At 47.5% G+C, this 21,388-nt stretch carries 23 protein-coding genes and 1 tRNA gene; 16 read left to right on the forward strand and 8 right to left on the reverse strand.

All coding sequences use genetic code 11. The annotated features are described in order from the left end of the window. Positions 1–82 precede the first annotated feature (82 nt). Positions 83–919 (forward strand): DNA-methyltransferase, encoded by an 837-nt coding sequence (locus tag Enr17x_RS13940; protein WP_145309676.1) that lies wholly within the window; start codon positions 83–85, stop codon positions 917–919. A 108-nt stretch (positions 920–1,027) separates the two neighbouring features. On the opposite strand, the gene Enr17x_RS13945 is transcribed toward Enr17x_RS13940, so the two are convergent. Then, positions 1,028–2,029: a hypothetical protein gene (locus Enr17x_RS13945; protein ID WP_145309678.1), complete on the reverse strand. Its 1,002-nt coding sequence runs from the start codon at positions 2,027–2,029 to the stop codon at positions 1,028–1,030. Positions 2,030–2,345: 316 nt separating this feature from the next. On the opposite strand from Enr17x_RS13945, the gene Enr17x_RS29610 reads away from it, so the two are divergent. From Enr17x_RS29610 to Enr17x_RS13970, 6 genes are all read left to right on the forward strand, one after another. Next, positions 2,346–2,442 (forward strand) — tRNA-Ser (locus Enr17x_RS29610). Positions 2,443–2,730: 288 nt separating this feature from the next. Beyond that, entirely contained in the window at positions 2,731–2,946 is a 216-nt protein-coding gene (locus Enr17x_RS13950) for a hypothetical protein (protein WP_145309679.1), read from the forward strand. Positions 2,947–3,026: 80 nt separating this feature from the next. Then, positions 3,027–3,395: a VOC family protein gene (locus Enr17x_RS13955; RefSeq protein WP_145309681.1), complete on the forward strand. Its 369-nt coding sequence runs from the start codon at positions 3,027–3,029 to the stop codon at positions 3,393–3,395. A 122-nt stretch (positions 3,396–3,517) separates the two neighbouring features. Then, positions 3,518–3,883 carry an ASCH domain-containing protein gene (locus Enr17x_RS13960; protein ID WP_145309683.1) on the forward strand — a complete coding sequence of 122 codons (366 nt, stop codon included), beginning with the start codon at positions 3,518–3,520 and terminating at the stop codon, positions 3,881–3,883. 66 nt (positions 3,884–3,949) lie between these two features. After that, positions 3,950–4,426 carry a hypothetical protein gene (locus Enr17x_RS13965; RefSeq protein WP_145309686.1) on the forward strand — a complete coding sequence of 159 codons (477 nt, stop codon included), beginning with the start codon at positions 3,950–3,952 and terminating at the stop codon, positions 4,424–4,426. 158 nt (positions 4,427–4,584) lie between these two features. Further along, positions 4,585–5,079 carry an Imm7 family immunity protein gene (locus tag Enr17x_RS13970; RefSeq protein ID WP_145309688.1) on the forward strand — a complete coding sequence of 165 codons (495 nt, stop codon included), beginning with the start codon at positions 4,585–4,587 and terminating at the stop codon, positions 5,077–5,079. Between the two features lie 118 nt (positions 5,080–5,197). Here the strand turns inward: Enr17x_RS13970 and Enr17x_RS13975 are convergent, their stop codons facing one another. Further along, the gene (locus tag Enr17x_RS13975) at positions 5,198–5,566 is read right to left on the reverse strand and encodes a zinc-ribbon domain containing protein (protein ID WP_198001146.1); all 369 of its coding nucleotides are present in this window, start codon (positions 5,564–5,566) and stop codon (positions 5,198–5,200) included. 380 nt (positions 5,567–5,946) lie between these two features. Between Enr17x_RS13975 and Enr17x_RS13980 the strand changes: the two genes are divergently transcribed. Beyond that, positions 5,947–6,447: a hypothetical protein gene (locus Enr17x_RS13980; protein WP_145309690.1), complete on the forward strand. Its 501-nt coding sequence runs from the start codon at positions 5,947–5,949 to the stop codon at positions 6,445–6,447. Between the two features lie 124 nt (positions 6,448–6,571). On the opposite strand, the gene Enr17x_RS13985 is transcribed toward Enr17x_RS13980, so the two are convergent. Beyond that, positions 6,572–7,746, reverse strand: a protein-coding gene (locus Enr17x_RS13985) for an IS3 family transposase (protein WP_232100907.1) whose coding sequence is annotated in 2 segments (ribosomal slippage) — positions 6,572–7,473 and positions 7,473–7,746 — 1,176 coding nt in all. Because the reading frame shifts where the segments join, the coding sequence is not laid out codon by codon here. Positions 7,747–7,788: 42 nt separating this feature from the next. Between Enr17x_RS13985 and Enr17x_RS13990 the strand changes: the two genes are divergently transcribed. The 6 genes from Enr17x_RS13990 to Enr17x_RS14015 all read left to right on the forward strand — a co-directional run bounded on the left by Enr17x_RS13990 (position 7,789) and on the right by Enr17x_RS14015 (position 12,578). Next, entirely contained in the window at positions 7,789–8,520 is a 732-nt protein-coding gene (locus Enr17x_RS13990; protein WP_145309692.1) for a hypothetical protein, read from the forward strand. A gap of 229 nt (positions 8,521–8,749) precedes the next feature. Then, complete coding sequence (locus tag Enr17x_RS13995; protein ID WP_145309694.1) at positions 8,750–9,892, forward strand: hypothetical protein; 1,143 nt, start codon at positions 8,750–8,752, stop codon at positions 9,890–9,892. A gap of 203 nt (positions 9,893–10,095) precedes the next feature. Beyond that, positions 10,096–10,644: a hypothetical protein gene (locus Enr17x_RS14000; RefSeq protein WP_145309696.1), complete on the forward strand. Its 549-nt coding sequence runs from the start codon at positions 10,096–10,098 to the stop codon at positions 10,642–10,644. Between the two features lie 74 nt (positions 10,645–10,718). Further along, a complete protein-coding gene (locus Enr17x_RS14005) occupies positions 10,719–11,222 on the forward strand; it encodes a DinB family protein (RefSeq protein ID WP_145309698.1) in 504 nt (167 codons plus the stop codon). Between the two features lie 167 nt (positions 11,223–11,389). Then, positions 11,390–11,704 (forward strand): hypothetical protein, encoded by a 315-nt coding sequence (locus Enr17x_RS14010; RefSeq protein ID WP_145309700.1) that lies wholly within the window; start codon positions 11,390–11,392, stop codon positions 11,702–11,704. A gap of 44 nt (positions 11,705–11,748) precedes the next feature. Then, positions 11,749–12,578 (forward strand): IS5 family transposase gene (locus tag Enr17x_RS14015; protein WP_390622553.1). Its coding sequence is split into 2 segments (ribosomal slippage): positions 11,749–12,139 and positions 12,139–12,578, totalling 831 coding nucleotides; the frame shifts between segments, so codons are not numbered across the junction. A 560-nt stretch (positions 12,579–13,138) separates the two neighbouring features. On the opposite strand, the gene tnpC is transcribed toward Enr17x_RS14015, so the two are convergent. The 5 genes from tnpC to Enr17x_RS14040 all read right to left on the reverse strand — a co-directional run bounded on the left by tnpC (position 13,139) and on the right by Enr17x_RS14040 (position 19,274). Beyond that, a complete protein-coding gene (tnpC, locus tag Enr17x_RS14020) occupies positions 13,139–14,713 on the reverse strand; it encodes an IS66 family transposase (protein WP_232100793.1) in 1,575 nt (524 codons plus the stop codon). 44 nt (positions 14,714–14,757) lie between these two features. Then, positions 14,758–15,120 carry an IS66 family insertion sequence element accessory protein TnpB gene (gene tnpB / locus Enr17x_RS14025; RefSeq protein ID WP_145305628.1) on the reverse strand — a complete coding sequence of 121 codons (363 nt, stop codon included), beginning with the start codon at positions 15,118–15,120 and terminating at the stop codon, positions 14,758–14,760. Continuing rightward, a complete protein-coding gene (gene tnpA, locus Enr17x_RS14030; RefSeq protein ID WP_145305627.1) occupies positions 15,114–15,461 on the reverse strand; it encodes an IS66 family insertion sequence element accessory protein TnpA in 348 nt (115 codons plus the stop codon). Before tnpA ends, tnpB begins: the two co-directional genes overlap by 7 nt. A gap of 55 nt (positions 15,462–15,516) precedes the next feature. After that, positions 15,517–16,986, reverse strand: coding sequence for a WD40 repeat domain-containing protein (locus Enr17x_RS14035; protein WP_198001148.1), 1,470 nt, complete (start codon positions 16,984–16,986; stop codon positions 15,517–15,519). Between the two features lie 1,220 nt (positions 16,987–18,206). Further along, on the reverse strand, positions 18,207–19,274 hold the full coding sequence (locus Enr17x_RS14040) for a DUF1559 family PulG-like putative transporter (RefSeq protein ID WP_145309703.1): 1,068 nt from the start codon (positions 19,272–19,274) through the stop codon (positions 18,207–18,209). A 621-nt stretch (positions 19,275–19,895) separates the two neighbouring features. On the opposite strand from Enr17x_RS14040, the gene Enr17x_RS14045 reads away from it, so the two are divergent. After that, positions 19,896–20,705, forward strand: coding sequence for a hypothetical protein (locus tag Enr17x_RS14045; protein ID WP_145309706.1), 810 nt, complete (start codon positions 19,896–19,898; stop codon positions 20,703–20,705). Positions 20,706–21,026: 321 nt separating this feature from the next. Then, entirely contained in the window at positions 21,027–21,380 is a 354-nt protein-coding gene (locus tag Enr17x_RS14050) for a hypothetical protein (protein WP_145309708.1), read from the forward strand. Positions 21,381–21,388: the final 8 nt, after the last annotated feature.

Below are 21,388 nucleotides of genomic sequence, written 5' to 3' on the forward strand. Positions count from 1 at the left end.
GAAACAGTCGACGCTCCCTGAACTACGAGCGGACCTGGTAAGAGGTCACAACGCGCAGTTGTACGCGCAAGGAATGTTTGTGATGACACGGAAGAATTTGTCACTTAAAAAGTATCGGCAGGCAGAAGCGGTGAAATTGAGTCTAGGTAAACCGTTTTTTGAATCAGAGGGAATTGCCATCTATCAAGGTGACTCGCTGGAGCTGGGAAGCAATCTGCCGCATTCAGTATTCGATGCCTTGATCTCGGATCCCCCCTATTGCTCCGGAGCGGCCGGGACCGCGGTCGGCGCGGATCCGTCCAAGAAGTACTGCCATAGCGGTAACACGCTAGGACGTCCCTCGTTTGGTGGTGATTTTCGCGACCAGCGGTCGTTCAAATACTGGTGTTCGCTTTGGATCGGCCAGGCATTACGGGCCTGCAAAGAGACAGCCTACGGCCTGGTATTTACCGACTGGCGACAGCTGTCGACAATGATCGATGCCCTGCAGGCCGGCGGGTTTTGTTTCAAGGGATTGATCAGCTGGAACAAAGGCCGCGGTGCACGTGCTCCACATAAAGGATTCTTTCGGCATCAATGCGAATATATCCCCTGGGGAACCAAGGGAGCGGTTCCCAGGCTAACCGATCGGGGACCATTCGACGGCTGTTATTCGATCCCGGTTTTACAGAAAGACAAACACCACATGACCGGCAAGCCGACCGAATTGATGCAACGCCTAGTCCAATGCGTGCCGAAAGGCGGAATCGCACTGGATCCATTCTGCGGATCGGGCACCACTTTGGTCGCATCAGCTTTGGAAGGACGCCAGGCGATCGGCTTCGAGGCATCAGAGGAATATTGCGAGATCGCGGCCCGGCGGATCGAAGCGGCGAAACGTGGTGAGCTGATGAAGTATGAACGGCCTGTAGCTGTTTGATGGATTATTTCGTTAGCGTCTGGATGATAAGCATCCAGACGCTTGGTTAAGGGATGATCAAAAACTTATCCTAAAAATTAAATAAATCTCTGATTCTAGCCATCGAAATTATTCCGATGATGCTTTGCTAACTATATTAGATAACTTTCGTACGATCACTTCTAAGTCTTTCAGGTCTACTGAAGAATTAATACTATCAGATGTGTTTTGTGAAATGCAATTATTACGATCAGTTTTAGCAAGCTCTGTAATGACAGAATGTGACCGATCAGTAATATTTTCAAATAATGATGTTTCAAGAGCTAACTGTCGAGCTTCGACATTCGTTAACTCATTTTGATAGTATTTTATGTCGGAAAGACCAGACTTATACAGTCGAAGAAAGAAGTAAGAAAAAGTCTCTATAAAAATTACTATTGATAACCGTGGTAAAAAGTGAATCAAAATTGTTCCGATATCTGTCGAACTAAACTCGTCAGAAAGGACAATAAATGTGAGTAACACCACAGCTAGTAATGTAGTGCTGACACCGATTACGAGATTGATATTAGAACGGAGAGACAACGATTCTATTTCATTTTGCAATCTAGATTTAGAGTCAACCCAAATCTCATTCAGTCTAGTATTTTGATAATTTGAGAAAATGGTCTTGCCGTATTTCTGTTCTATAGACTCCAGAAAAGAACCTGACAAAGTATCTTTAATGGAGTCACTTAATAAAGAGACTACTTGTTGACGTTCGACGTCCGTCCAAACAGAAGAGACGTGCTCAGAAATATCAGTTTGTGTTTTAATTCTACGAACAAGATCGTGAATTTCTGAAATACATTTTAATTGGTTAGTGAGTTCTTTGCGTGATAAATTAGCTTGTTGTTGGTATTCCTTTGGTTTTGTTTTTAGATATCTCAGCATCAAGATACCAAAAGCTGAAAGTATGTTGAATGAACCCAACGACAAGTAGAATGTTGTTGTAGATCTTGAAAAAACTTCGGGTATGGCTGCCATAAAAGGTACAGGTATTAGGGTGAGAATGATTATTACATAAGGACTCAGTCGAACAAGTGCTTCACGAGTTTCGGAGTCAAAAAACTTATTGGATTTATTCATCATCAACCGTCATTTAGGTGTCTAAGTATTTTGTAGATTCAATTTATAAGCGATTATCAAAATCGTTTTTGGAATCACGACAAAGGTACGGTAAGTAAAGATTTATCTGTAAATAGATAGGTAAATTTAAAAAAATCTTTCTTTATAAAGCTTAAATTTCCAACGGAGTTAAAGTGTCAAATTAAAAGACTTACCTCTGAGTTTCCATGAGAATACTTTTTATTTGAATTTGTTACCCCTAACTCTCTAGTGGACCAAACTGGTGTAAAACAGTCAAGTGGTCAAGCCCATTAGATTGGCCCAGGCTATTCAAAGTCTCGGGTTGTTGAGCCAGCATAACAGGATTCTTATTCCAGTACTCGGAGTTACGAGGACTGAAAATCCTGGTGTCGGCGGTTCGATCCCGCCCGTGCCCATTCTCCTTAAAAAGCAGGCATTTTTAAGGATCTCTCCAGGCACACCCGTCCTGGTGTCAAATACATCAAAAACGAGCAGGAATCAAAGTTACGGTTCCCGCTCGTTTTTTTGTGCGCCCTGCTCTGCCTGGAACTCATTCCAATTGGACAACTTAAGCGTCTTTGTTGATTTGTGGTATACCCTCGATCACAATAGATCTGACCTGATCACAACTGTCGAGCGACAGGCAGGTCATCATGCGGCGCTACATTCTGACTTTAATCAATTCAGCAATAGGAGATCTTTTCATGCCCGGCTTCTTTGAGATGCTCATCATCGGGATTCTTGTAGTGGGACTTGCGATATTTCCATTTTGGATGATCTGTTCCAAGGCAGGCTTCCCCGGCTGGATCAGCCTGGCTGTCCTGTTCCCGGTTCTGAATATTGTCCTCTTGTTTTTCCTGGCATTTGCTGAATGGCCTGCGTTGCGCAACGTACCTCAGCAGGATCGAACGGATTATTAAATCCTGTCTTTGTTTGTGTTGGGCCGTCGGACTGACATTCTGAAAGTTCTGACTATTAAATCCGTAACAGGAGCAAATCAATGGACGATCTGGAAACCGTCGAACTGAAAGCATTTGTTCCCGCAAGAGACTTTGCGCTGTCGAAACAGTTTTACGAGGACCTCGGCTTCACAATTCCCTGGTCGTCCGATGAACTGGCCTATCTTCATCACGGGAACTGTACGTTCCTGCTGCAAAAATTTTATGTGAAACAGCATGCAGAAAACTTTATGATGCATCTCTCCGTTAAAAGCGTCGATGCCTGGTGGGCTCACGTCCAGAACCAACAGCTCGCCGAAAAGTACCACGTGCAACTCTCACCTCCCGAACAACGCCCCTGGAACATGCGCGACTTCATCCTGACCGACCCCACCGGCGTCCTCTGGCGCATCTCAGAAAACACCGACTGAGAAGGACGGAATATTTTCGTAGGTGGTATAGGGAGCAGGTCTCAGTTTTAGAAACTCTTGCCCACTTAAATTGCGGCACTCGATCAGGGGCAAAGCACTGTGACGACGCTGGTGTGGAAACGATGACGCACTCCTGGAAATTGCCGGTGATCGGGATCTGTGTCACAGTTTCGGCCGATCCTTCGGTGAAGATTTCAAAAGATGTGAGACGGACTTTTGGTTTCCGTGATCTGCAGCCAGGTGCATTACTCAAAGCGGCCGTAAGGACTCAAGGACAACTCGGTGTCACGATCAAGGTGATTCGCGTCGTCTCCGTCCGAAAAGAAGCACTGAGCAAAATGGAACACAACCATGAATACGGTCAACAGGAGGCAGCTCGTGAAGGCTACCCCCATCTGTCCGGCAAAGAATTTGTGAATTGCTTTTGTAAGAAATATAAAGTGGTCCCGTCGACGCCGGTGACGCGGATTGAATTTACTGATGTTTGAATGACCTGGTAAGGGTTGTTACCCGGTCATTATTTTAAAGAACGTTACTGAAAGGAAATCGGAAAAGTGGCTCATTATGCAAGTCAGACAACGGTTCCAGTTGAGCGATCAAGAGCTGAGATTATGGGTGTCCTCGATCGCTACGGCTGTGATGGGATTTCAACTCACCAAACCCAAGCAGCCTGGGGAATTGAATTTTACGTTCACAATCGAAAAGTCCGTTTTGCAGTCGAACATCCGGACAAGTCAGATCGGAAATATTCAGAGACTCCCAGCGGACGACGCAAGCGCAATACTCAATCAAAGAACAAAGCCTGGGAACAGGATCTCCGTCAGATCTACCGGGCTCTCTGCCTGATCATCAAAGCAAAGTTAGAATATGTCGAATCCGGCCATGCGATCTTTGAGCGTGAATTTATGGCGAACATTGTTGATCCGGTGACTGGCAAAACAATGGGCGAAGTCGTTCAGCCACTAATTGCAGATCGGTATGAGGGCGTTGATAACCGCCCTGCTCTATTTCTTCCAGGGCCGACTAAATGACCGGGTAATGGTGATTACCCACTCATTGCTCGTGAGGTACCCATTGTTGACTAGCTATTTCACGATGTTATGATTATTTCTTTGACAGGGAAAGATGCTGACTTGACGACTTCTGTGAAGTCACTCCTATTTATTGATAATGATTGAAGGGATTTCACATGTTGCTCGGTTTTGGCTGGTGCCACCTACGCAGTAACCGTTCGCCCTTGAGTACAGCCACGTTAGCGACTGCTGTCTCAATAGATGCTGAAATAGATAAGGCGGATGAAGAACTGTGGCAGAACTTTAGGGAATGGATGGAACAGTCTGCTGGATCATTTCTGAAATGGCAACTATATGAAGGGCTCAATAATGAGCATGGCCTGTTGACATATTGTGTGTCACGGAATCACAGATCATCGGTTGTTTGGGATATGCTCGAATGGATTTCTAAAAACGGTCCTGGTAGTTATGGATTATTTTACTGTCATGATGACGAAGACGTTATGGAGCGAACTGGTTACAACCGGAATCCTCCGATGGATTATGATAATGTTTTCCGAGTTCACCGCTTACTCAATGGGGAACTGACAGAATTAGACGATCCGTTTTTTGGTATGATTGAAGGTAACATATGCCCGGTGCATCCCTATAATCGCCCAGATGAAGATTAAGTATTGAACTATTGAATTAGCAATACTTGGGGCTATCTTGCAAAAAAATAAACGCAACATGTCCGGGAAACGAACATTACCCAGACATTGATTTTTGTCTTATTAATAGTAAGTGAATTCAATCGCTATTACTTGATTTTTTAGCTTTGCGACATGCATGACATTCAACCGCCCTTGCATCAATATGTCCCTTAGCTTCTTCATAGTACCACTTCTGGTCTTTGGCCTTCCAGATTTCGCGTTTCCCACACTGACGACATGTAAATGGTTGGTCTAAATAAAAATTGGGAAGGTCACCATAAGTGTTTATGTGGGATAGTTTTTTATGGTTAGCAGCTACTGCTGAGGGATGGTCCTTTTGTTTAATCGGACGTTGCTTCAGAATTCTTTCAGCTTCACGAATCTCTTCGTCAGTCGGATTTCGCCCTGTATCAAAGTTCATACACATCTTATAGGCTCCCTTATTACTATGCAGAGAATTTTCCATTTTCCTGTCATGGTTTTGTATTTTGCTAGACACGAAAAATCGTGTCAAGTAGATGCTTTTGTCACAAATTGTGGGATCAATGAATATTGACCGGGTAAATGATGTTACCCGGTCATTTTTATTCGCGGTCATGGTTATTTACCGGTCACTTTTTATTTATACCAATCTTGATAAAATTCCTTATGTGCTGGTTTTTTGAGATGCACTTCTGAAAGAGAGCTACAGTTAGATTATGATCGATATCGTTTCTTGTAATGAGCGCATGTTATTGTGGTGTTGATTGATCACTGACATAATTTCTGATAGATCTAGACAGAATCAAATTTTGTCTATCAATAGTTATTCCCTCCAATTCAAACTTAAAACGCAGGATTTGGCAAATGGGATGGTTCTCCTGTTACGGTATCGGTGCCACAATACACCGTGTGCAATCGTCTGGGGCGGGCGATGGTAGGGTTGAGTTTACGTCATGGCTTAGCATCCTTTGGATACCGATCATTCCGCTCCGAAGTTGGTCCGCGATCTATGTTGGCGAAACACTACCCGACGCAATTAGCGGAGAAGGACAAGCGTTTGTTGATCTGAAGCGGATTCAACATGATCTAAGTGGACTGGTTCAAACGTTCGCCCGCGGTATCTTCGCGTTAACTGTAGCAGTGTTACCGTGCGCTTATATGCTTTATCGCACAGATGGACGCGCTGCAACAATTATCGAGATGATCTTTATTTTTGCATTCACCATTTGGCCTGTCGCTCTGGTGATCTATACTGACAATTGCCGCAAAGCGAAGCTACGCGCACATATCAATGGGATGCACGCGGAGCCGCCAACTGCGTGTTTTCACGTGGAAGATCAACCACGGGAGCCCGGTGATCGTTGATATTTCTTTTGCCCTCGTACGAAATACTCAAACGTTTTCTCAAATGCGTTTGAAAGAGATGCTCTTTAAAATAATGACCAGGTAACGATGTTTACTGACAGGCCCCCCATTTCCGTACCAGTTGTTATGAGAACTTTTGGGTAACAGCAGTGTTTCTCTGGAAGGCGGACGTAGTCCGACTGGAAGAGATACACTGCTGCGAAAATTGTCTGGGGGTGAGGTAGCCCAGCGAACTGTGCGGGCGGACCTCGTTGTAATGTTGCTTCCAGGCCTCTGTCTGCCGGCGGGCAGATCTCAGGTTTTCAAACACCTCACAGTTCATGAACTCGTCCCGGACACGGCTGTGGAAGCTCTCGGCGTAGCCATTCTCCCAGGGACTGCCCGGTTCGATATACAGCGTTCCTACGCCGATCTGTTTCAGCCAACTGCGAATCGCCTTGGACAGGAACTCACTGCCGTTGTCGCTGCGGAAGTGCTCCGGCACGCCGTGAGTCCGGAACAGCTCCGCCAGCACGTTGATCACATCCTCGCTGGTGATGTGACGGTCCACCTTCAAGGCTAGGCACTCCCTGGTATACTCGTCAATAATCGAGAGCCACTTGAGCGTGGTCCCGGTTTCTGTTCGATCAAAAATAAAATCGCAGCACCATACATGGTTTTTCCTTTCTGGACGATGGCGATGGCAGGCATTCGCCCCCGTACCCAACGCACGTTTTTTCTTCTGTTTTCTGGGGACTTTGAGCCCTTCTCGACGCCACAAACGATAAATGCGTTTGGGATTCACTTTCCAGCCAGCCGCCTGCAGCATCCTGCCGATTCGTCGATATCCGAAACGGGGATAACAGCGTACCAGTTTCAGAATCTGCTTCAGCAGAGCGGCTTCATCATCAGGAGGAGCCGCCTGGTAGCGTTGACTGGAACGGGGCTGATCCAGAACCCGACAGGCTTTGCGTTCGGAAACATCGAACGTCTGCTGCAGATGCTGGACGGCCTGGCGTTTGCGAGAAGGGCTTACCAGTTTCCCTCCGCGATTTCCTTGAGCATCGCTTTATCGAGCTCCGCTTCGGCGAGCAGCTTTTTGAGCCGGGTGTTTTCCTGCTCCAGATTCTTCAGTCGCTTGGCCTCTTCGGCCTTCATCCCGCCATACTGTGTTTGCCAGCGATTGAAGGATTGTTCGCTGATCTCCAGCTGCTGGCAGACTTCGCCGATTGTTTTGCCGGCATTCAGCATCGTATCGGCGTCACGGAGCTTACGGATAATCTGCTCCGGGGTATGTCGTTTCTTACGTCGTTTGGTCATGATCGTCTCCTTAGTTTTCTCTATTGGAAACTCTCACAACAAATGGATCAAGTTAAGGGGAGCATGCCAGATGTTCAAGTGCTTCTAACCAGAGTATTTGCAATTATAGCTTTAGTCACCGTCACTGAAATATTTTTTTGGTTTAGTTCTGATCCAGTCATTTACTCATCAACGTGGAATTCTGACGTTCCAGACATAATTGAGATTCGTCCAGCGAAAACTGGTGCTCCGGTCAACATTTCGATCGAATCTGATCATAGTTTTTCCGTGAATTTCTCAACCAACCCTACAGGTGGAAATGATCTTGGTTCGGGACGTGTCGAAAATAGATCTACTGCGTTGGGTACGTCTAAAGTATCGCGGTTCACTTTAGTTCCACAGCCCGGTTCAGCAGCATTCTACATTCATTGTAGAGAAGGTTCTTCGCCTTGGTCTGTGAGTTACCTTTCCATAACGGCTACTCAGGCCGGATCGCAAGCCAATACACAGCAGTCACCGCTGAAAAAATCAAACATTCCAAATTCAATCGCTTCAAGTACAGATCTCTCGAATGTACAAATTGCAGAGTTGACGAGGTTAAGAGATATGCTCGCTGTAAAAATTACGAATCTTCAGTCTGATATCGCCATCATCAACAATCAGATATCTCAAGATCCAAATGATGTCCATTCTCCTCTTGTACGATTAACTAATGAAATCGCATTGAATGATTTAAGGACGTTATACGAACGCGTGAAAATAGAAATCGCCCAAAGAGCGTTGATTTCGAGATAAATACGACTTTAGAAGTCTACTCTTTGATTATAGGCTAATGTCCAGATCACTTCTTGAAGACCAGGTAAATGATGTTACCCGGTCTTTTTTATGCGCGATCTTGGTTCAACGGATGTCTGGGTTATAAGCATTACACGGTTACAGATTTCTTTGGACTGCGAACTATTTTGGGGACTGTTTCTCTATAATGATGTGATAGACTACACGTTAATTCGCATGGGATCCATTTATGTCTTTAGTATACCCACATTTCGTTGCGCTAGATTCTTCCACTTTAGGAAAGGTCTCTCGTGATTTTTGGAGTCCGGAAAAGCAGCTCAGGGAAAAGGCACGCACTTTTGTTAAAGATCTTCAAAATCGAAACGTCTTCATAACATTAACGTTAACACACATAATTGAACTCTTGGGCCCCGAGGACGAACTGCTTGTGAAAAATCGGATTTCGTTCTTGAGAGGTCTTCCCTTTATCGCTTGGCTTCGGCCTTATGGACGAATTCAGTTTCCTGGAAGTATCCATGATCTCTTGCGGCATGAATTACATTCAGTGATTCATACCGCAAAGTGTGATTGGCAATCTATTATAGATCATGTTCGAACTGATATTTGGGCAACAGGAGTAGGTTGTGAGCTCTTCGTGAACGATGATCTTGGTTGGAGTATGTTACAGGAGTATGCTCAAAACTTGCAGCGCCGCGGGCAGTACGTTGCCTCAGTCGTTCGAACAGATCCTGGCAACGTGAAAAGTCTCACCATTGCTGATTCAAAAAAAATGCCTAAACGTCCGAAAGCCGAACGAGGTTCATTTACGCGACAATTTGCTACGACTATGAAAAAGCAATTAGATCAGCATGGAGACAAGAGACTGGAAGCTACAGACCTGGCAGCTTTTGACTTCGCTAATAATATGATTAAGGATATTCAGAAGTTTGAGGCTGCAGGTGGGGATCCAATTCAGCGGATGTTCGAATATTACGGAATACCTCAAGATCTTGTGACCGATGAAATGAGTGTTGAAGACATTGGGCAACTTGCTGTTTATGTCAAGCAGCTAAATTTAATTAGCAAAAATATACACCCTCAGACCAAAGTAACTGTTCAAGAAGTTCCAATTGATACGTTACCATCATATGTACTTCAGCAGAGACTAGCGAAAATCCAAGAAAAGGCTGCTCGTGTTTCTGGCAGTGATTTTGGTGACGGGTACATTGTCCCCCTGATTTTGTATGCAGACAGTGTTGAAGTCGATAAACGAACCTATGAGTATCTCAACCAAGTTCAGCGATCATGCCCTGCGATCGGAAGCTTAATGGGACACTTTTTTCGTTCGATAGACTATGCAAAGATTCCTGACCTCTGCGGAATCAAGGCGTGAATTCACTTAGATGCGTGACAGTTCTGATTTGCTTTGTTCTGTTTTCCATTCGGTATTGATCAGGTAACTGTGTTTACCCGGTCATTAGGGGATTTTTAAGAAGCTGATCTATATCACATTAAAAATCTATTTCTCGCGTGCTGAAATACATATCATTTAAGTGACTCGAGCGATGATCAATTCAATACGGGAGAAATAAGTCGATGGATCAGTCACACGAACATTGTAAAAAAGAGATAGCTGAATATGTTGCTTATGAGCTAAGGATGATGAATGCACTTTATGATCACGATGTCTTTGACGATGTTACTGAAGGTTTAAAAACTTATGGAACATCAAAGACTCTTGATGAACTCGGTATAGAAAGGAATGCAGTTCTTGAATCTTTTTTGCTTCACTCTCGTGTATTGTTGGATTTTCTTACTGGCACTGAAAAGTACTCTGATGATATTGTTGCGAGTCAATTTGTTGATCAGCCCAAGCATAGTACCTGGGAACGTATTCGCAAAAATCTACTCCAAAAATACAAGGATAAAATCTGTATTAAAATGACGAATGGCAAGTCATTGGGACTTAAGAAGCTCTTGCATAAGCGTCTAGCTCATTTGACTACAACTCGAATATTGATCCCAGATGAGTTAAAAGGATGGGACCGTGAAGAAATTAAAACTTTTGTCGAAGAATGCTTTAATGATTTTCTCGAATTCTTGCCTGAGGACCGCAAAGCATGGTTTGTAACTATGAGTGAATGACCGGGTAACACATATTACCCGGTCACTATTTAGAGAAGTCTAATTAAAAAAATCCGCTGGAGGGAGAACTAATAATGGGAATTCAAGGCCATTGGGCAAGCGGGAAACTTGTTAGCCTGGAATCCAGTTGGGATAGACTCAAACAAGTGATAGACTGCTTAGGGGCTGAGGGACTCGATCGTCGCATCCGTGATGGCTGGACAGTGAAAGAGATGCTGGCCCACTTAGCATTTTGGGAAGAAACAAGCTTACCTGTCGTTGGGAGCATATTGCGTGGTGGCACCGAAATACCTGTTGAAGAATGGTACGGCGGGACTGATCTTGAAATTGCTCCGGGCGCCCCCTGGCCAAATGCAGATACTCACAACGAACGAGAGGCTCGGTGGGCGAAGATTCATTCAAATTCCGAAGTACTAGACCGTTTGTTCCGCGCCAGACAACAGTTGATATCTGTGATCAGTTCGGTGACCGATGAAGAAGGGAATACCCAAATTGGTTCACACTTGACAGATCTGTGTAATCATACGGATTCCCACATAATGGAACTTGAGACAATTGCGAACTCAGTGAAAAGTTAGATTCACTAAAACTACAGGTTGACCGGGTAATACCTGTTACCCGGTCATTAGTTTCGGAATGAATACCTATGATTTATATTCCTTGGTACTAAAAATCTCTTTAGATGAATGTTCGGGGTATCTAAGTGTCATTACTAGTGAATGTTTTCAAAGGGGAGCCTGGTGAAATGGTCTTTATCGAAATTGCTCCACACAAAGAACATGCCGGTTTCGAAAGGTGGAGAGAAGAGTTATACGGGGCTGGACAAGCTATTTCGCTTGGGCTTCGCCTTCTCCCGCTATTAGCCCATCAAGATTTGTATTGCACTTCCCCCGCTGATCTGAGTTGCCTCTATACTGAATGTGAAACATTACTCAGCAATATTGACCAGTTTCCGCAGGATTCAGAAGTCATTACTATCCGCATGCAAAATATCCTTGCAGCTATCAAAGTTGCTAGAGGTAGTTTCAAAACCCAAAATTACGTGAACAGTTTGGTATAGTATTTGTAAGAGTACCTCCCCAGAAAGGAGGTCTCATTATGACCATGACCCGCGTGTCCCGACCTGCCACAGGTCGCAACATAACCGGGTCCAGGACGGAACCAAAACCACAACTCTCGGACGAGCAATGGCTTCTGATCAAAGATCTGTTTCCAGAACCACCGGCAAACGCAGCCGGAGGGCGGCCCAGAGTGGCTGCCCGCGAGTGCCTCGAAGGAATCCTTTGGGTATTAAGGACTGGTGCCCGATGGAAAGATTTACCAACATTTTTACCATCGCCCAGCACCTGCTGGCGTCGTTTCAAGGAATGGACCGAAGACGGTGTGTTCCTGGAAGCGTGGCAGCGATTACTCGAACACCTCGATCGCCGGAAGCTGGTAGTCTGGTCGGAAGCGTTCGGGGATGGCACATTTTGCCCTGCAAAAAAAGGGGCGCCGATGTCGGCAAGACAAAACGGGGAAAGGGAACCAAGCTTATGCTGCTGGTCGACGGGAACGGACTCCCTCTCGCTCTGGATCGTACCAGTGCCTCGCCGGCAGAGGTGAAGTTGATTGAGTCCCTGCTGGACCAGCGCATTTTGCCACGCGACCCTGATCGCCTGATTTATGATCGTGCGGCCGACAGCGATCCCCTGCGCACACAATTGGCGGAACGGAAGATAGAGCTGATCTGTCCGCATCGCAAGAACCGTGTAAAACCAGCGACGCAGGATGGGCGTGCATTGCGGCGATATCAACGCCGTTGGAAAGTCGAACGCACCATCAGTTGGTTGTTCAACTTTCGTCGCCTGGTAGTACGGTATGAAAGATACAGTCATTTGTTTTTAGGATTCGCACAACTCGCGTGCGTGTTCACCTTACTTAATAAGTTATGAAACCACTTCTAGGGAATCTGATGCAGGGATAGTTATCTGGTGAGTAGTTCAGTAAATATAGACCGGACATCAACCAGAGCCATCCCATGCTAACAATGACCAGGTAACGTGCGTTACCCGGTCATTATGCTAAACGGTCTGAGGTAGCATGTGCAGGAGAGACGCTGATCCAGTTCTTGCGTTTCATTGAGGTTTCTTCAAACAAGTTAGTCAATCGAGCTATTCGATTGTTCGCTCGATCGTGTCACGTTTGACTTTTATCCATCGGCCACCTTTCCAGATCAGCGATACCTCGTGCGATACGGGTCGCTTTGAGTCGGGCCTGGATTCAATGGCTGTCAGAATTGCGGTCGGGTGCGGTACTGACTTGTAAGATCGAGTCAACTTGAGAAAAGGAGTTGAATCATCAGCCGTGTTCAGAATGATCGTGTTCGATCTTTGTGGCTTATTCGAGGGAAGTATAAGTTGCACGAATAAGACAGCCCGATCTTCATCGAATATTTGTAACCGTTTCAGCAAATACACGGTCTATCAATGACTGAACTGAATCGCTGCCGGGTTCAGCGTCGGCGGGTGTAGTGGGCTTCCGGGTGTTGCTTCAGCCATTGGTCTGGCAGCAGTTCTTCCAGGCGATCGGCGGCGTGATCGGTGATCCGCGTCAACACATCGCGCAGATAGGCAAACGGTTCCACTTCGTTTGCTTTGCAACTGGCCATCAGGCTGTAATGCACGGCGGCCGCCTGGCCGCCCCGGTCGCTGCCGACGAACAGATAATTCTTCCGGCCGAGGGCACAGGGACGCAAGGTGCGTTCGGCCAGGTTGTTGTCAATCGACAGGATGCCCTCGGTACAATACCGCGTAAACCCGGACCAGCGGCTTAACAGATATTGAATCGCCGCTGCCACCGGACTTTTCGGTAACAGACTGCGCGCGGTTTCCGTCAACCAGTCGCAGAACTTTTCCAGTATCGGTAGCGCCTGTTTCTGTCGCAACTGCCAGCGGCGTTTCCACCAGTGTTCGCAGTCCGCCGGCTGTGGCAGATCCGACTTCAACACGCCGGCTTCCCGTTCGATCGCGTATAACTGCTGGATAAACAATAATGCCCGGTGAGCGGCTTCCGGCTGCACCGTCCGCGCATCGTAAAACTTGCGTCGCGCATGCGCCCAGCACAAGACCTGGTGAATTCTGCCTGACCGGTACAGTTCTTCGTAGCCGGCATACGCGTCTGCCTGCAGATAACCGCAAAAGTGTTCTAAAAACGCCTGGGGACCGGCGCGTTCCCGGTTCGGGGTGAAATCATAGACCGAATACGGGTGCGCGACATCGCCACAGTAAACCCAGAACCGGCCGGTCCGCGTGCGGGAAAGCCGTTGGTCCTGGACGGGAATCGTCGTATCATCCGTATGTACGACGCTGGATTGCAAAACCCGGCTTTTCATCAGATCAATCAGCGGTTGCAGTAATTCTGCGGTTTCCAGGACCCAGCGGCTCATCGTGCTCCGCGAAAGCTGTACGCCATTCCGGCTGAGAATGGATTCATGACGATACAGGGGGAGATGATCTGAGTATTTCCCCACCAGGATCGTCGAGAGCAAGCCGGGGCCGGCGAAGCCTTTGGCAATCGGCCGGGCAGGAACTGGAGCCAGCGCCACATGCTCTTCACACTCCCGGCACGCGTATTTGAAACGTACGTGCTCGATCACTTTCAGGCTGGCAGGAATGAATTCTAACTGTTCGTGGCTGATTTCTCCGATCCGCTGCCGTGTCTGGTCGCAGCAGGGACAGCGTTTTTCCGATTCGGTCAGGTCATGCTCTACCCGTTCCCGAGGCAGATGATCGGGCAGCTTGTTACGGCCACCGCCACGACGGCGATGTGCGGAAACCGTCGTGGGAGGAGGTTCATCGTCCTCGGGCTCGGCCGCTTCCTCTGGAGTATCGGGTTCGTCAAACAGACTCATTTGATTGGGGGCGATCTTTTCAGAACGGGCGCCAAACCGCTGTCGCAGCAGCCGATCAATGAAATGTTTGAGTTGCTCGACTTCCCGCTGTTGCTCTCCCACGGTCTCACCCAACTGGTGAATCATATCATGGCAGGATTGGACGTCGTTCGGCAATGAGGATCGTTTCTGGTTCATGTTCCACGTCTTAACATAATCGTTGTCAGGCGGGAACTGTTTTTTTATGAAGTCGATACTTTTTCTGAAATCTGATAGCGTTTTCTGCGCTGCACGCTGGTCAGGTCGATGCCCTGCAGCAGGAGCCCCAGGTCGATTGAGGACAGTTGTAGGCCATGTGTGCCCTCCGGGCTGGAGAGACGCTGATATGTGCCCGCTTCCAGCCGTTTATACCAGATGGCCAGACCATCGTGGTCCCAGTACAGCAGCTTGATCCGATCCTGTTTTTTGTTGAGAAACACAAATAGTCCCCCGTCGAGTACGTTTTGCTGCAGGTAGACTTCGGTCATTCGCAGGAGGCCGTCAAAACTTTTGCGCATATCGGTGGGGACCGTGCAGAAATAAATGCGGGTGGGCAGATTCAGCATGCGCGCTGCTCCAGCGCGGCGAGCACGGTTTCGAGCGTGGTTTGATCACAGCCGTTTCCGACGCGAACCGAGGTGCCCTGTGAGAACACGATTTCAATCGGCGTGGCAGGGAGTTGGACTTCAACGGGCAGAAAGGAAGCTGCAGCGGTTGTCTCGGCATCCCGCTTTTTCAGTTCCCGTCGCCAGTAGTGGTAAGCTGGTTCGCTGAGTCCCTCACGCTGACAGAAGGCACGGATCGAGAGTCCGGACTGCAGTCGGTCAGAAAGGGTTTGTCGCCAGAACGCTTCACGGTTCGGGTTCCGTCGCTGGTCGGCACGCGGGGTTGGCTGGGATGCGGGCATCGCTTTCGCTCCTGAATATGCTGGTGGTTAAAACACATGCAGAATACGATACACGTCAAGGTGTATTTTGTGGGCCGGTTACGAATATTTCGGACGGAAAATGGTTGTCCACGCGTTGAAACAGCTTCCATTCCATCTCCGAATTCAGTTCCAGTTTCTCGCGGAGTTCCTGTGTGATCGCTTCGCCTAAACCGTCCAAAAAGTCGTCACCCAATAGAATCTCGCTGAGCTCATCCGCAAGCGCGCCCTCGATGACATTTCGATCATTGGGCCGAATCTCCCATAGCTTAAGGAGTCCGTCGGCAGTTCCGGCTGCGATCAACTGACCGTTTGGTGAGTAGGCCACCGAGGTGACCGGCTGCGGGTGATTTTTTAACAATGTCGCCGTCGTCTCGCCGCTTTCAATATCGACAATTCGCACCTCTCCCCATTTTTGCCCACGATTGTAACTACCAAGTGCCACTGCGATCGAACGACTATCTGGATCGATGGCCAGATCCAGGGGGCGTACCACTCCTTTGTGATAGAGTTTTACAGTGCGGATCGGCTTTCCGTCTTTGGCATTCCTGATTTTGATCTCAGAATACAATCGGCCTAACAAGCCGAAACCTAACGCGGGATTGCTGTAGCTTCCGGTAACCACATACCGGCCGTCATCCGAACAAGCGAGCGATTCAACATTATTGTTGTGATCGTTGCGTTCCCAAGCGGTCGCACCCGATTCCGTATGCCACGCAAAAACTCCACCAGGCCCTACGCCAAAAATGAAACTTCCTTCTGATGACCAATCCACAACTGAGAGATGAACCGAATCCCAGTGGTGTCCCCACCGTTGGCGACCGTTGATGTTCCACGAAATGACATGGCCATTGATCCAACGATAGGGATTGGTTGCGTCCGCTCTGGAACAGGAAACGACAGATTGTCCATCAGGGGAACAGGCGAGCCCGCAGATATATCCCGATTTGACATCAAACGTATGAGAAATCGTACCCTGCTTCAGGTCGTAAGTTGCGAACTTGCCAATACGTCCATACGGTGGACCTCCCTGGGAATCCTGTGTCGGCAAAGCAATTATGGTTTTGCTATCGCCCACGGTGGCAAACGGCGCTGCAAAATCTTTCAACGTTGCCAGCTTCTTCCAGTTCGATACATCCCAGTGTTCGATCCAATATGATGTCGGCTTGCGCCCCAGGAGTCCCAGATTCCCGACTCGATGAGCGGCAACGTAGAGCGACTTGCCGTCAGCCGAAAATTCGATTTGGTCAATGCCATCGAATTTGTTCGGCTCATCACGCGGAAATTCAATCTGCGTCAATTTTTCAATTTTCGCCTCTCGGTTCGTTTGAGGGGCAGCGGCATTTTGCGAACGCGGTTTGGAAGTGTCGTTCGCCTTTTCAGACGGTTGGTCTCCTTTCGCATTGCTCGTGCCTGGCATAACTGACAACGGCAAAACCACTGTTGCCGCCAATATGACGACGGTACAATTCCAGATTACGTGTCGTTGAGAACATTTTCGATTCATGATTCGTTCGATCCTATTCTTGAAGGAAATCTCACCGCACGCAGTCCCCGCTACTGGTGACGGCGTACGGCATTCCGTTACAAACTTAATCATTCGCAATAAGGTCAGTCCCTAACTGCGGCAATCGTCAGGGAACACCGATACGACTAATGCATCGCAACATTCTTCTTCCACCTATCGAAGCTGACGGCGGACTCCTTGATCTATATACAAAGATAACGACGAAAAACTAAATCAATTGATCCATCCTGGTCTTGTGTATATCTTAAGGGGAGATCGTAAAGAATCAACTTTTATTGATGAAATGTCAGACTTCCTACCGGTTTTATTGCGGATCGACTCCTGGTTGATGTGTCTGTGTACTCTGGGGGAGAAACGTCGATATTCCTGAAGCGAATCCGATTGCTGTCGTCATTCCAAATAAAGATAGATCCGAAAGCTAGGAATGCATGATCCCAATAGATGAGTACGAATTTTTCGACGGAATTGCCAGGGGAACGGTATCCACCAGTTTGTCGGAGTGAAGCGGAGACCGTTCCGGTGCAATGATTGCTTAGAAAGCGAATGGATTTATACTTTTGATTTCGTTTTAAAGTATTTGAAAATACAAAATAGGAAAGTGATGACACATGAGGCTTTCATTGCAAATAACCACCATGGTTTCCACCATGCGCCCGTTTGGATTTCGATATAGTCGCTCATTGCAAATATAAAGAACGCGATTGAGGAAAGATAGAATATGTGTATCTGGTTCGGATTTGAGTCTCGTGACTTAAGTAGCATTACAAATCCGAACAGACTCCAGAGAACAATTTCAATGTAATTGAAAGACTCTGCCATTTATAAGATATCCTTAGGAGTCTATTGCGTGATTTTTATGAGGCTTTCTAACGACCAAGATCACCGGGCGGTAATGTCTCCTTTGTGATCGTTGTTGTCGCTGTGCCTTTGCCGGATAACGTTTGATAGACAGAATTTCATCCTGGCTAAATCTATCAGGATTTCTGTCTATTATCAATTGGCGTTATCTATAACTGCACCCGCAGCATGACCACTGGGATTCACGGATCACCAGAACTCCTTGCCCCTATGCCGATGAATTTCAGAGGCTGTTTGCGCGAGGACAAACAGCGCGCAGTCACGGCCGCGGGACATGATTCAAATGTGATGTGGGATGAATGGCGAATTAATTGCGTGCGAAAGGAATGCAAACAAGTTGATCAATATTCCCTGGAAGTCCCGCCGGTCTGGTTACCACCGTTCCACGTCAGTGACTCTGCATAGACTTCCTGGTTGATGTTCTCGCTCACGAATGTCACGCGACCATCGACCCACAGCATGTTCACACCGCCGGTGTGCCGTGAATTGGGAGCGGGCATCAAGCCTTCCGATCCGCCAGCGGAATGTGAAACGGCCGCGTTGATTCCGTAACGTTCCAGATCGGTTCTGACGATCTTCAGCGATGTGGGAGAGGCTGTGTCGTTACCGGCCGACGACTCCCCTTCCAGCCAGATGCCGTCGTCACCAATGCCGAAGGCAACCTGGCACAAACCAGGATTTCCGGAGACCGGAAGACTGCTGCCGGGATAGATCACAGACTCTCCCAAATTGCCGGCATAAATATTCTCTGTCATCGCCACCGTATTCGACGTACCGTCACCTACGTTGACGTACGAAATATTAACATGCTTGTCAGACCAGAACATTCCTGTCACCCAGCCGCCGTCGGATGTCTCCGTATTATGGCGGTTGGTGGCGATGACACTAAACGAAACACTCGGATGGACAAAACCAGGCTTTTGGATGAATCCGGGTGCGATCGGGGTCCCGTTGATCGAACTGCGGCCCGCATAACCAAAATTGACCACGTAGGTCAATTGGCCCGGTACACCTGATGCCGAGCCGTCATCGGGACAGCCGTAAACAGGGACCGAGACAGTACTCAGATCGAATGTCGGGTTTTGTTTCAAGGATTCATAAACGTTGCCCTGTTCGAGGTACGGCAACAACGTGACCGCCCACGAGCGATACTCACCCGGGTCACCAGCGTGAATTCCAATCAACGGAAAGTCGCCGTCGTAAGTCGAGGCAAAATTGTGTAATGCCAGCCCTAATTGCTTGAGGTGATTTTTGCACTGAGCGCGACGGGCGGCCGCACGCGCCTGCTGAACCGCAGGCAAGAGCAGCGCGACAAGCATACCAATAATCGCGATGACCACGAGGAGCTCAATCAGTGTGAAACCGCCTCGACGCTGTAACCGCTTCCGACTTTCGTGACAAGATATCATTGATCCCTCTCCAGGTGTAATTCTTGACAATCCGCTTCAACATAAACTGATTCTGGTATCGAAAACCCGAATTGTTGTCTTGATTCGGGTGTCCACAATGAGTCGCAGGTGGACACCTGACATCAACTACCCCATTCAATGAACAGTAGCTGGAGCATCAGGCCGTTCAGACTATACGGAGGACCAGAAAAAAATGCAAACCATTGGTTGAAAATCGGAGAGAGTGCTATTCTGGCGAAAGAAACAGCGGTCAAAAGATACCGTGAGGTCGGCGCGAAGCGAGAAATTTATTGTCATATACTGGAATATATGGAGCTACTATAATAGGCGGAACCACAGTGGCCGGGACCGATTCACTCTGCCTGAAAATGACTGACAGATTGACTCTGCACATCAAATATCCGCTTCTTGTGATTCAGTGTATTTGTTTAGTGTGATAGGTATTATCTTGTATCAAAAATGGGATTTTACGAAAAGATTCATGATAATTTAAAGAAAAATGATGACGGAATGTTCGAATTGAATCACGCTCTCAAACCTAAGCCGTCAATTCTGTTGGTTGTCTGCTCTGTAATAACATTCGGCGCTTGCCTGGTTCTGATCTCAGCATCGATCGCGGCGATGGTTGCGGTGACCTGGAACCCCTGCTCTCTTATCGGCGGCGCCATTTTACTTCCCATTCCGGTCGTCTTGAGCTTCCATCAATTTCGAGGCACATTTCACGCAAACGAGTCAGCTGCACTCACCTCTGCTAAAATCCTTTTTGCTGTAGGCGGGTTTTCATTATTTTGTTTCGGAGTGACGTTAAGCAATCTGCTTTTCGATCCGTTGGGAATACCGTGGGGTTCGTACCTTATTCCACCGCTCCTGTTTGGAATGGTGGCTTTGGTTTTTGGATGGTTTAACTTACGGTGGTCGCGGCAAATGAAAAGCAGCTATTCCCAGAATTCAGACTCTGTCGATAAACCCCGTTTTCTGTTACGTGATCTTCTTGCTGGATTGATTGCAATCATTGCAGTAACTCTAATGACAATCTATTTTATCCAATCGACGCTGCCTCAGTATGCGGAAAATGTTCCCGCTAACCGAGTCCCTTGCAGAATCCCGGCAACTGCCAGCAACGTATCGTACTGTCAGGGGGGCCGGGGAACGATTGCCTGCGAATTCACAATCGATGAGGCCGCATTTATAAAATGGGTTGATACTGGAATCGGTTCTTTTGAATCCCAGGCGGCAGCTGTTTCACTACAGCCTATCACTGCCCCCTTCTCCATTCGTCGATATAACAATCTTAGTTCCGATTTGAATGGATCGGATTATGTAACGATATTGGAAGGTTTGTACTATCGTTGGAGGAAAGAAGATCGTGGTGTTTACGCTGCATTTGACCGGTCCAGTAATCGTGCGTATTACTATGCTCATTACCACTAAAGCTCCCCGGACACTTCTGATTTCTTTTCCTGGTCTGTTTTATTTTATACGTCAGAGCGCGATCGATTGAAAAGTACTTCGTGGCTGATATCATGTTCAGAAGGCTCAGCATCATCGAGGACAATTCGATTCAGTTGAAGAACCGATTCTGCCAGAGAAACGAAGAAGGTGATCCGTATTATTTCTTATCTCGCACTTGTGATCGTCGTACTTTGGCTTGCGGTTCGAATTGTTGATTCAATCCGGTTCGCTATGGGAAGGCCAAAGGACGCCAGGCTCTGTAATTACGCAGGTACGTGGAAGAGCCATTGTGTACCAATCGTGGCGGGACGCATTCTGGTCGAACTTCCTTCCCCCTTGCCTAAAGGAGAGCCATTCAAGGTAAAGGCCTTCGTGTATTACAAGGTTACCAGTCTCTATCGCATGGGACGTTTTGTGCCGATGGAGATGGAAGGACTAGTCGATGCATCAGGAACGACCTCGGGAGATAATGCCGATGACCCGGTCCTTCTCCCTCCTCAAGTGACCTTCAAGTTCAAAGCGGGGGCCGAAAGTGGCGCGCAGACAATCGATTATGTATCCACCGCAGACAGTGAGTTTACACGAATTGCCGGCGGTTATCGTTCATCCTCGCCCAACGATATTGGGACTTTTTTTCTCATGAAGACGCGTTAAATCAAACC

It is taken from the genome of Gimesia fumaroli, from assembly GCF_007754425.1.
In the GTDB taxonomy this organism is placed as follows: Bacteria; Planctomycetota; Planctomycetia; order Planctomycetales; family Planctomycetaceae; genus Gimesia; species Gimesia fumaroli.

What these genes read in the sequence shown, in the direction of transcription:
- Enr17x_RS14010 (WP_145309700.1), top strand. Translation starts at nt 11,390, where the DNA reads ATGGTCTTTATCGAAATTGCTCCACACAAAGAACATGCCGGTTTCGAA.
- Enr17x_RS13970 (WP_145309688.1), top strand. Translation starts at nt 4,585, where the DNA reads ATGTTGCTCGGTTTTGGCTGGTGCCACCTACGCAGTAACCGTTCGCCC.
- tnpA (WP_145305627.1), bottom strand. Translation starts at nt 15,461, where the DNA reads ATGCCCGCATCCCAGCCAACCCCGCGTGCCGACCAGCGACGGAACCCG.
- Enr17x_RS13950 (WP_145309679.1), top strand. Translation starts at nt 2,731, where the DNA reads ATGCCCGGCTTCTTTGAGATGCTCATCATCGGGATTCTTGTAGTGGGA.
- Enr17x_RS14000 (WP_145309696.1), top strand. Translation starts at nt 10,096, where the DNA reads ATGGATCAGTCACACGAACATTGTAAAAAAGAGATAGCTGAATATGTT.
- Enr17x_RS13975 (WP_198001146.1), bottom strand. Translation starts at nt 5,566, where the DNA reads ATGGAAAATTCTCTGCATAGTAATAAGGGAGCCTATAAGATGTGTATG.
- tnpC (WP_232100793.1), bottom strand. Translation starts at nt 14,713, where the DNA reads ATGAACCAGAAACGATCCTCATTGCCGAACGACGTCCAATCCTGCCAT.
- Enr17x_RS13990 (WP_145309692.1), top strand. Translation starts at nt 7,789, where the DNA reads ATGGATCAAGTTAAGGGGAGCATGCCAGATGTTCAAGTGCTTCTAACC.
- Enr17x_RS13980 (WP_145309690.1), top strand. Translation starts at nt 5,947, where the DNA reads ATGGGATGGTTCTCCTGTTACGGTATCGGTGCCACAATACACCGTGTG.
- tnpB (WP_145305628.1), bottom strand. Translation starts at nt 15,120, where the DNA reads ATGCTGAATCTGCCCACCCGCATTTATTTCTGCACGGTCCCCACCGAT.
- Enr17x_RS13995 (WP_145309694.1), top strand. Translation starts at nt 8,750, where the DNA reads ATGTCTTTAGTATACCCACATTTCGTTGCGCTAGATTCTTCCACTTTA.
- Enr17x_RS14045 (WP_145309706.1), top strand. Translation starts at nt 19,896, where the DNA reads ATGGTTGCGGTGACCTGGAACCCCTGCTCTCTTATCGGCGGCGCCATT.
- Enr17x_RS14035 (WP_198001148.1), bottom strand. Translation starts at nt 16,986, where the DNA reads ATGAATCGAAAATGTTCTCAACGACACGTAATCTGGAATTGTACCGTC.
- Enr17x_RS14040 (WP_145309703.1), bottom strand. Translation starts at nt 19,274, where the DNA reads ATGATATCTTGTCACGAAAGTCGGAAGCGGTTACAGCGTCGAGGCGGT.
- Enr17x_RS13960 (WP_145309683.1), top strand. Translation starts at nt 3,518, where the DNA reads ATGACGCACTCCTGGAAATTGCCGGTGATCGGGATCTGTGTCACAGTT.
- Enr17x_RS13945 (WP_145309678.1), bottom strand. Translation starts at nt 2,029, where the DNA reads ATGATGAATAAATCCAATAAGTTTTTTGACTCCGAAACTCGTGAAGCA.
- Enr17x_RS13940 (WP_145309676.1), top strand. Translation starts at nt 83, where the DNA reads ATGACACGGAAGAATTTGTCACTTAAAAAGTATCGGCAGGCAGAAGCG.
- Enr17x_RS14005 (WP_145309698.1), top strand. Translation starts at nt 10,719, where the DNA reads ATGGGAATTCAAGGCCATTGGGCAAGCGGGAAACTTGTTAGCCTGGAA.
- Enr17x_RS13955 (WP_145309681.1), top strand. Translation starts at nt 3,027, where the DNA reads ATGGACGATCTGGAAACCGTCGAACTGAAAGCATTTGTTCCCGCAAGA.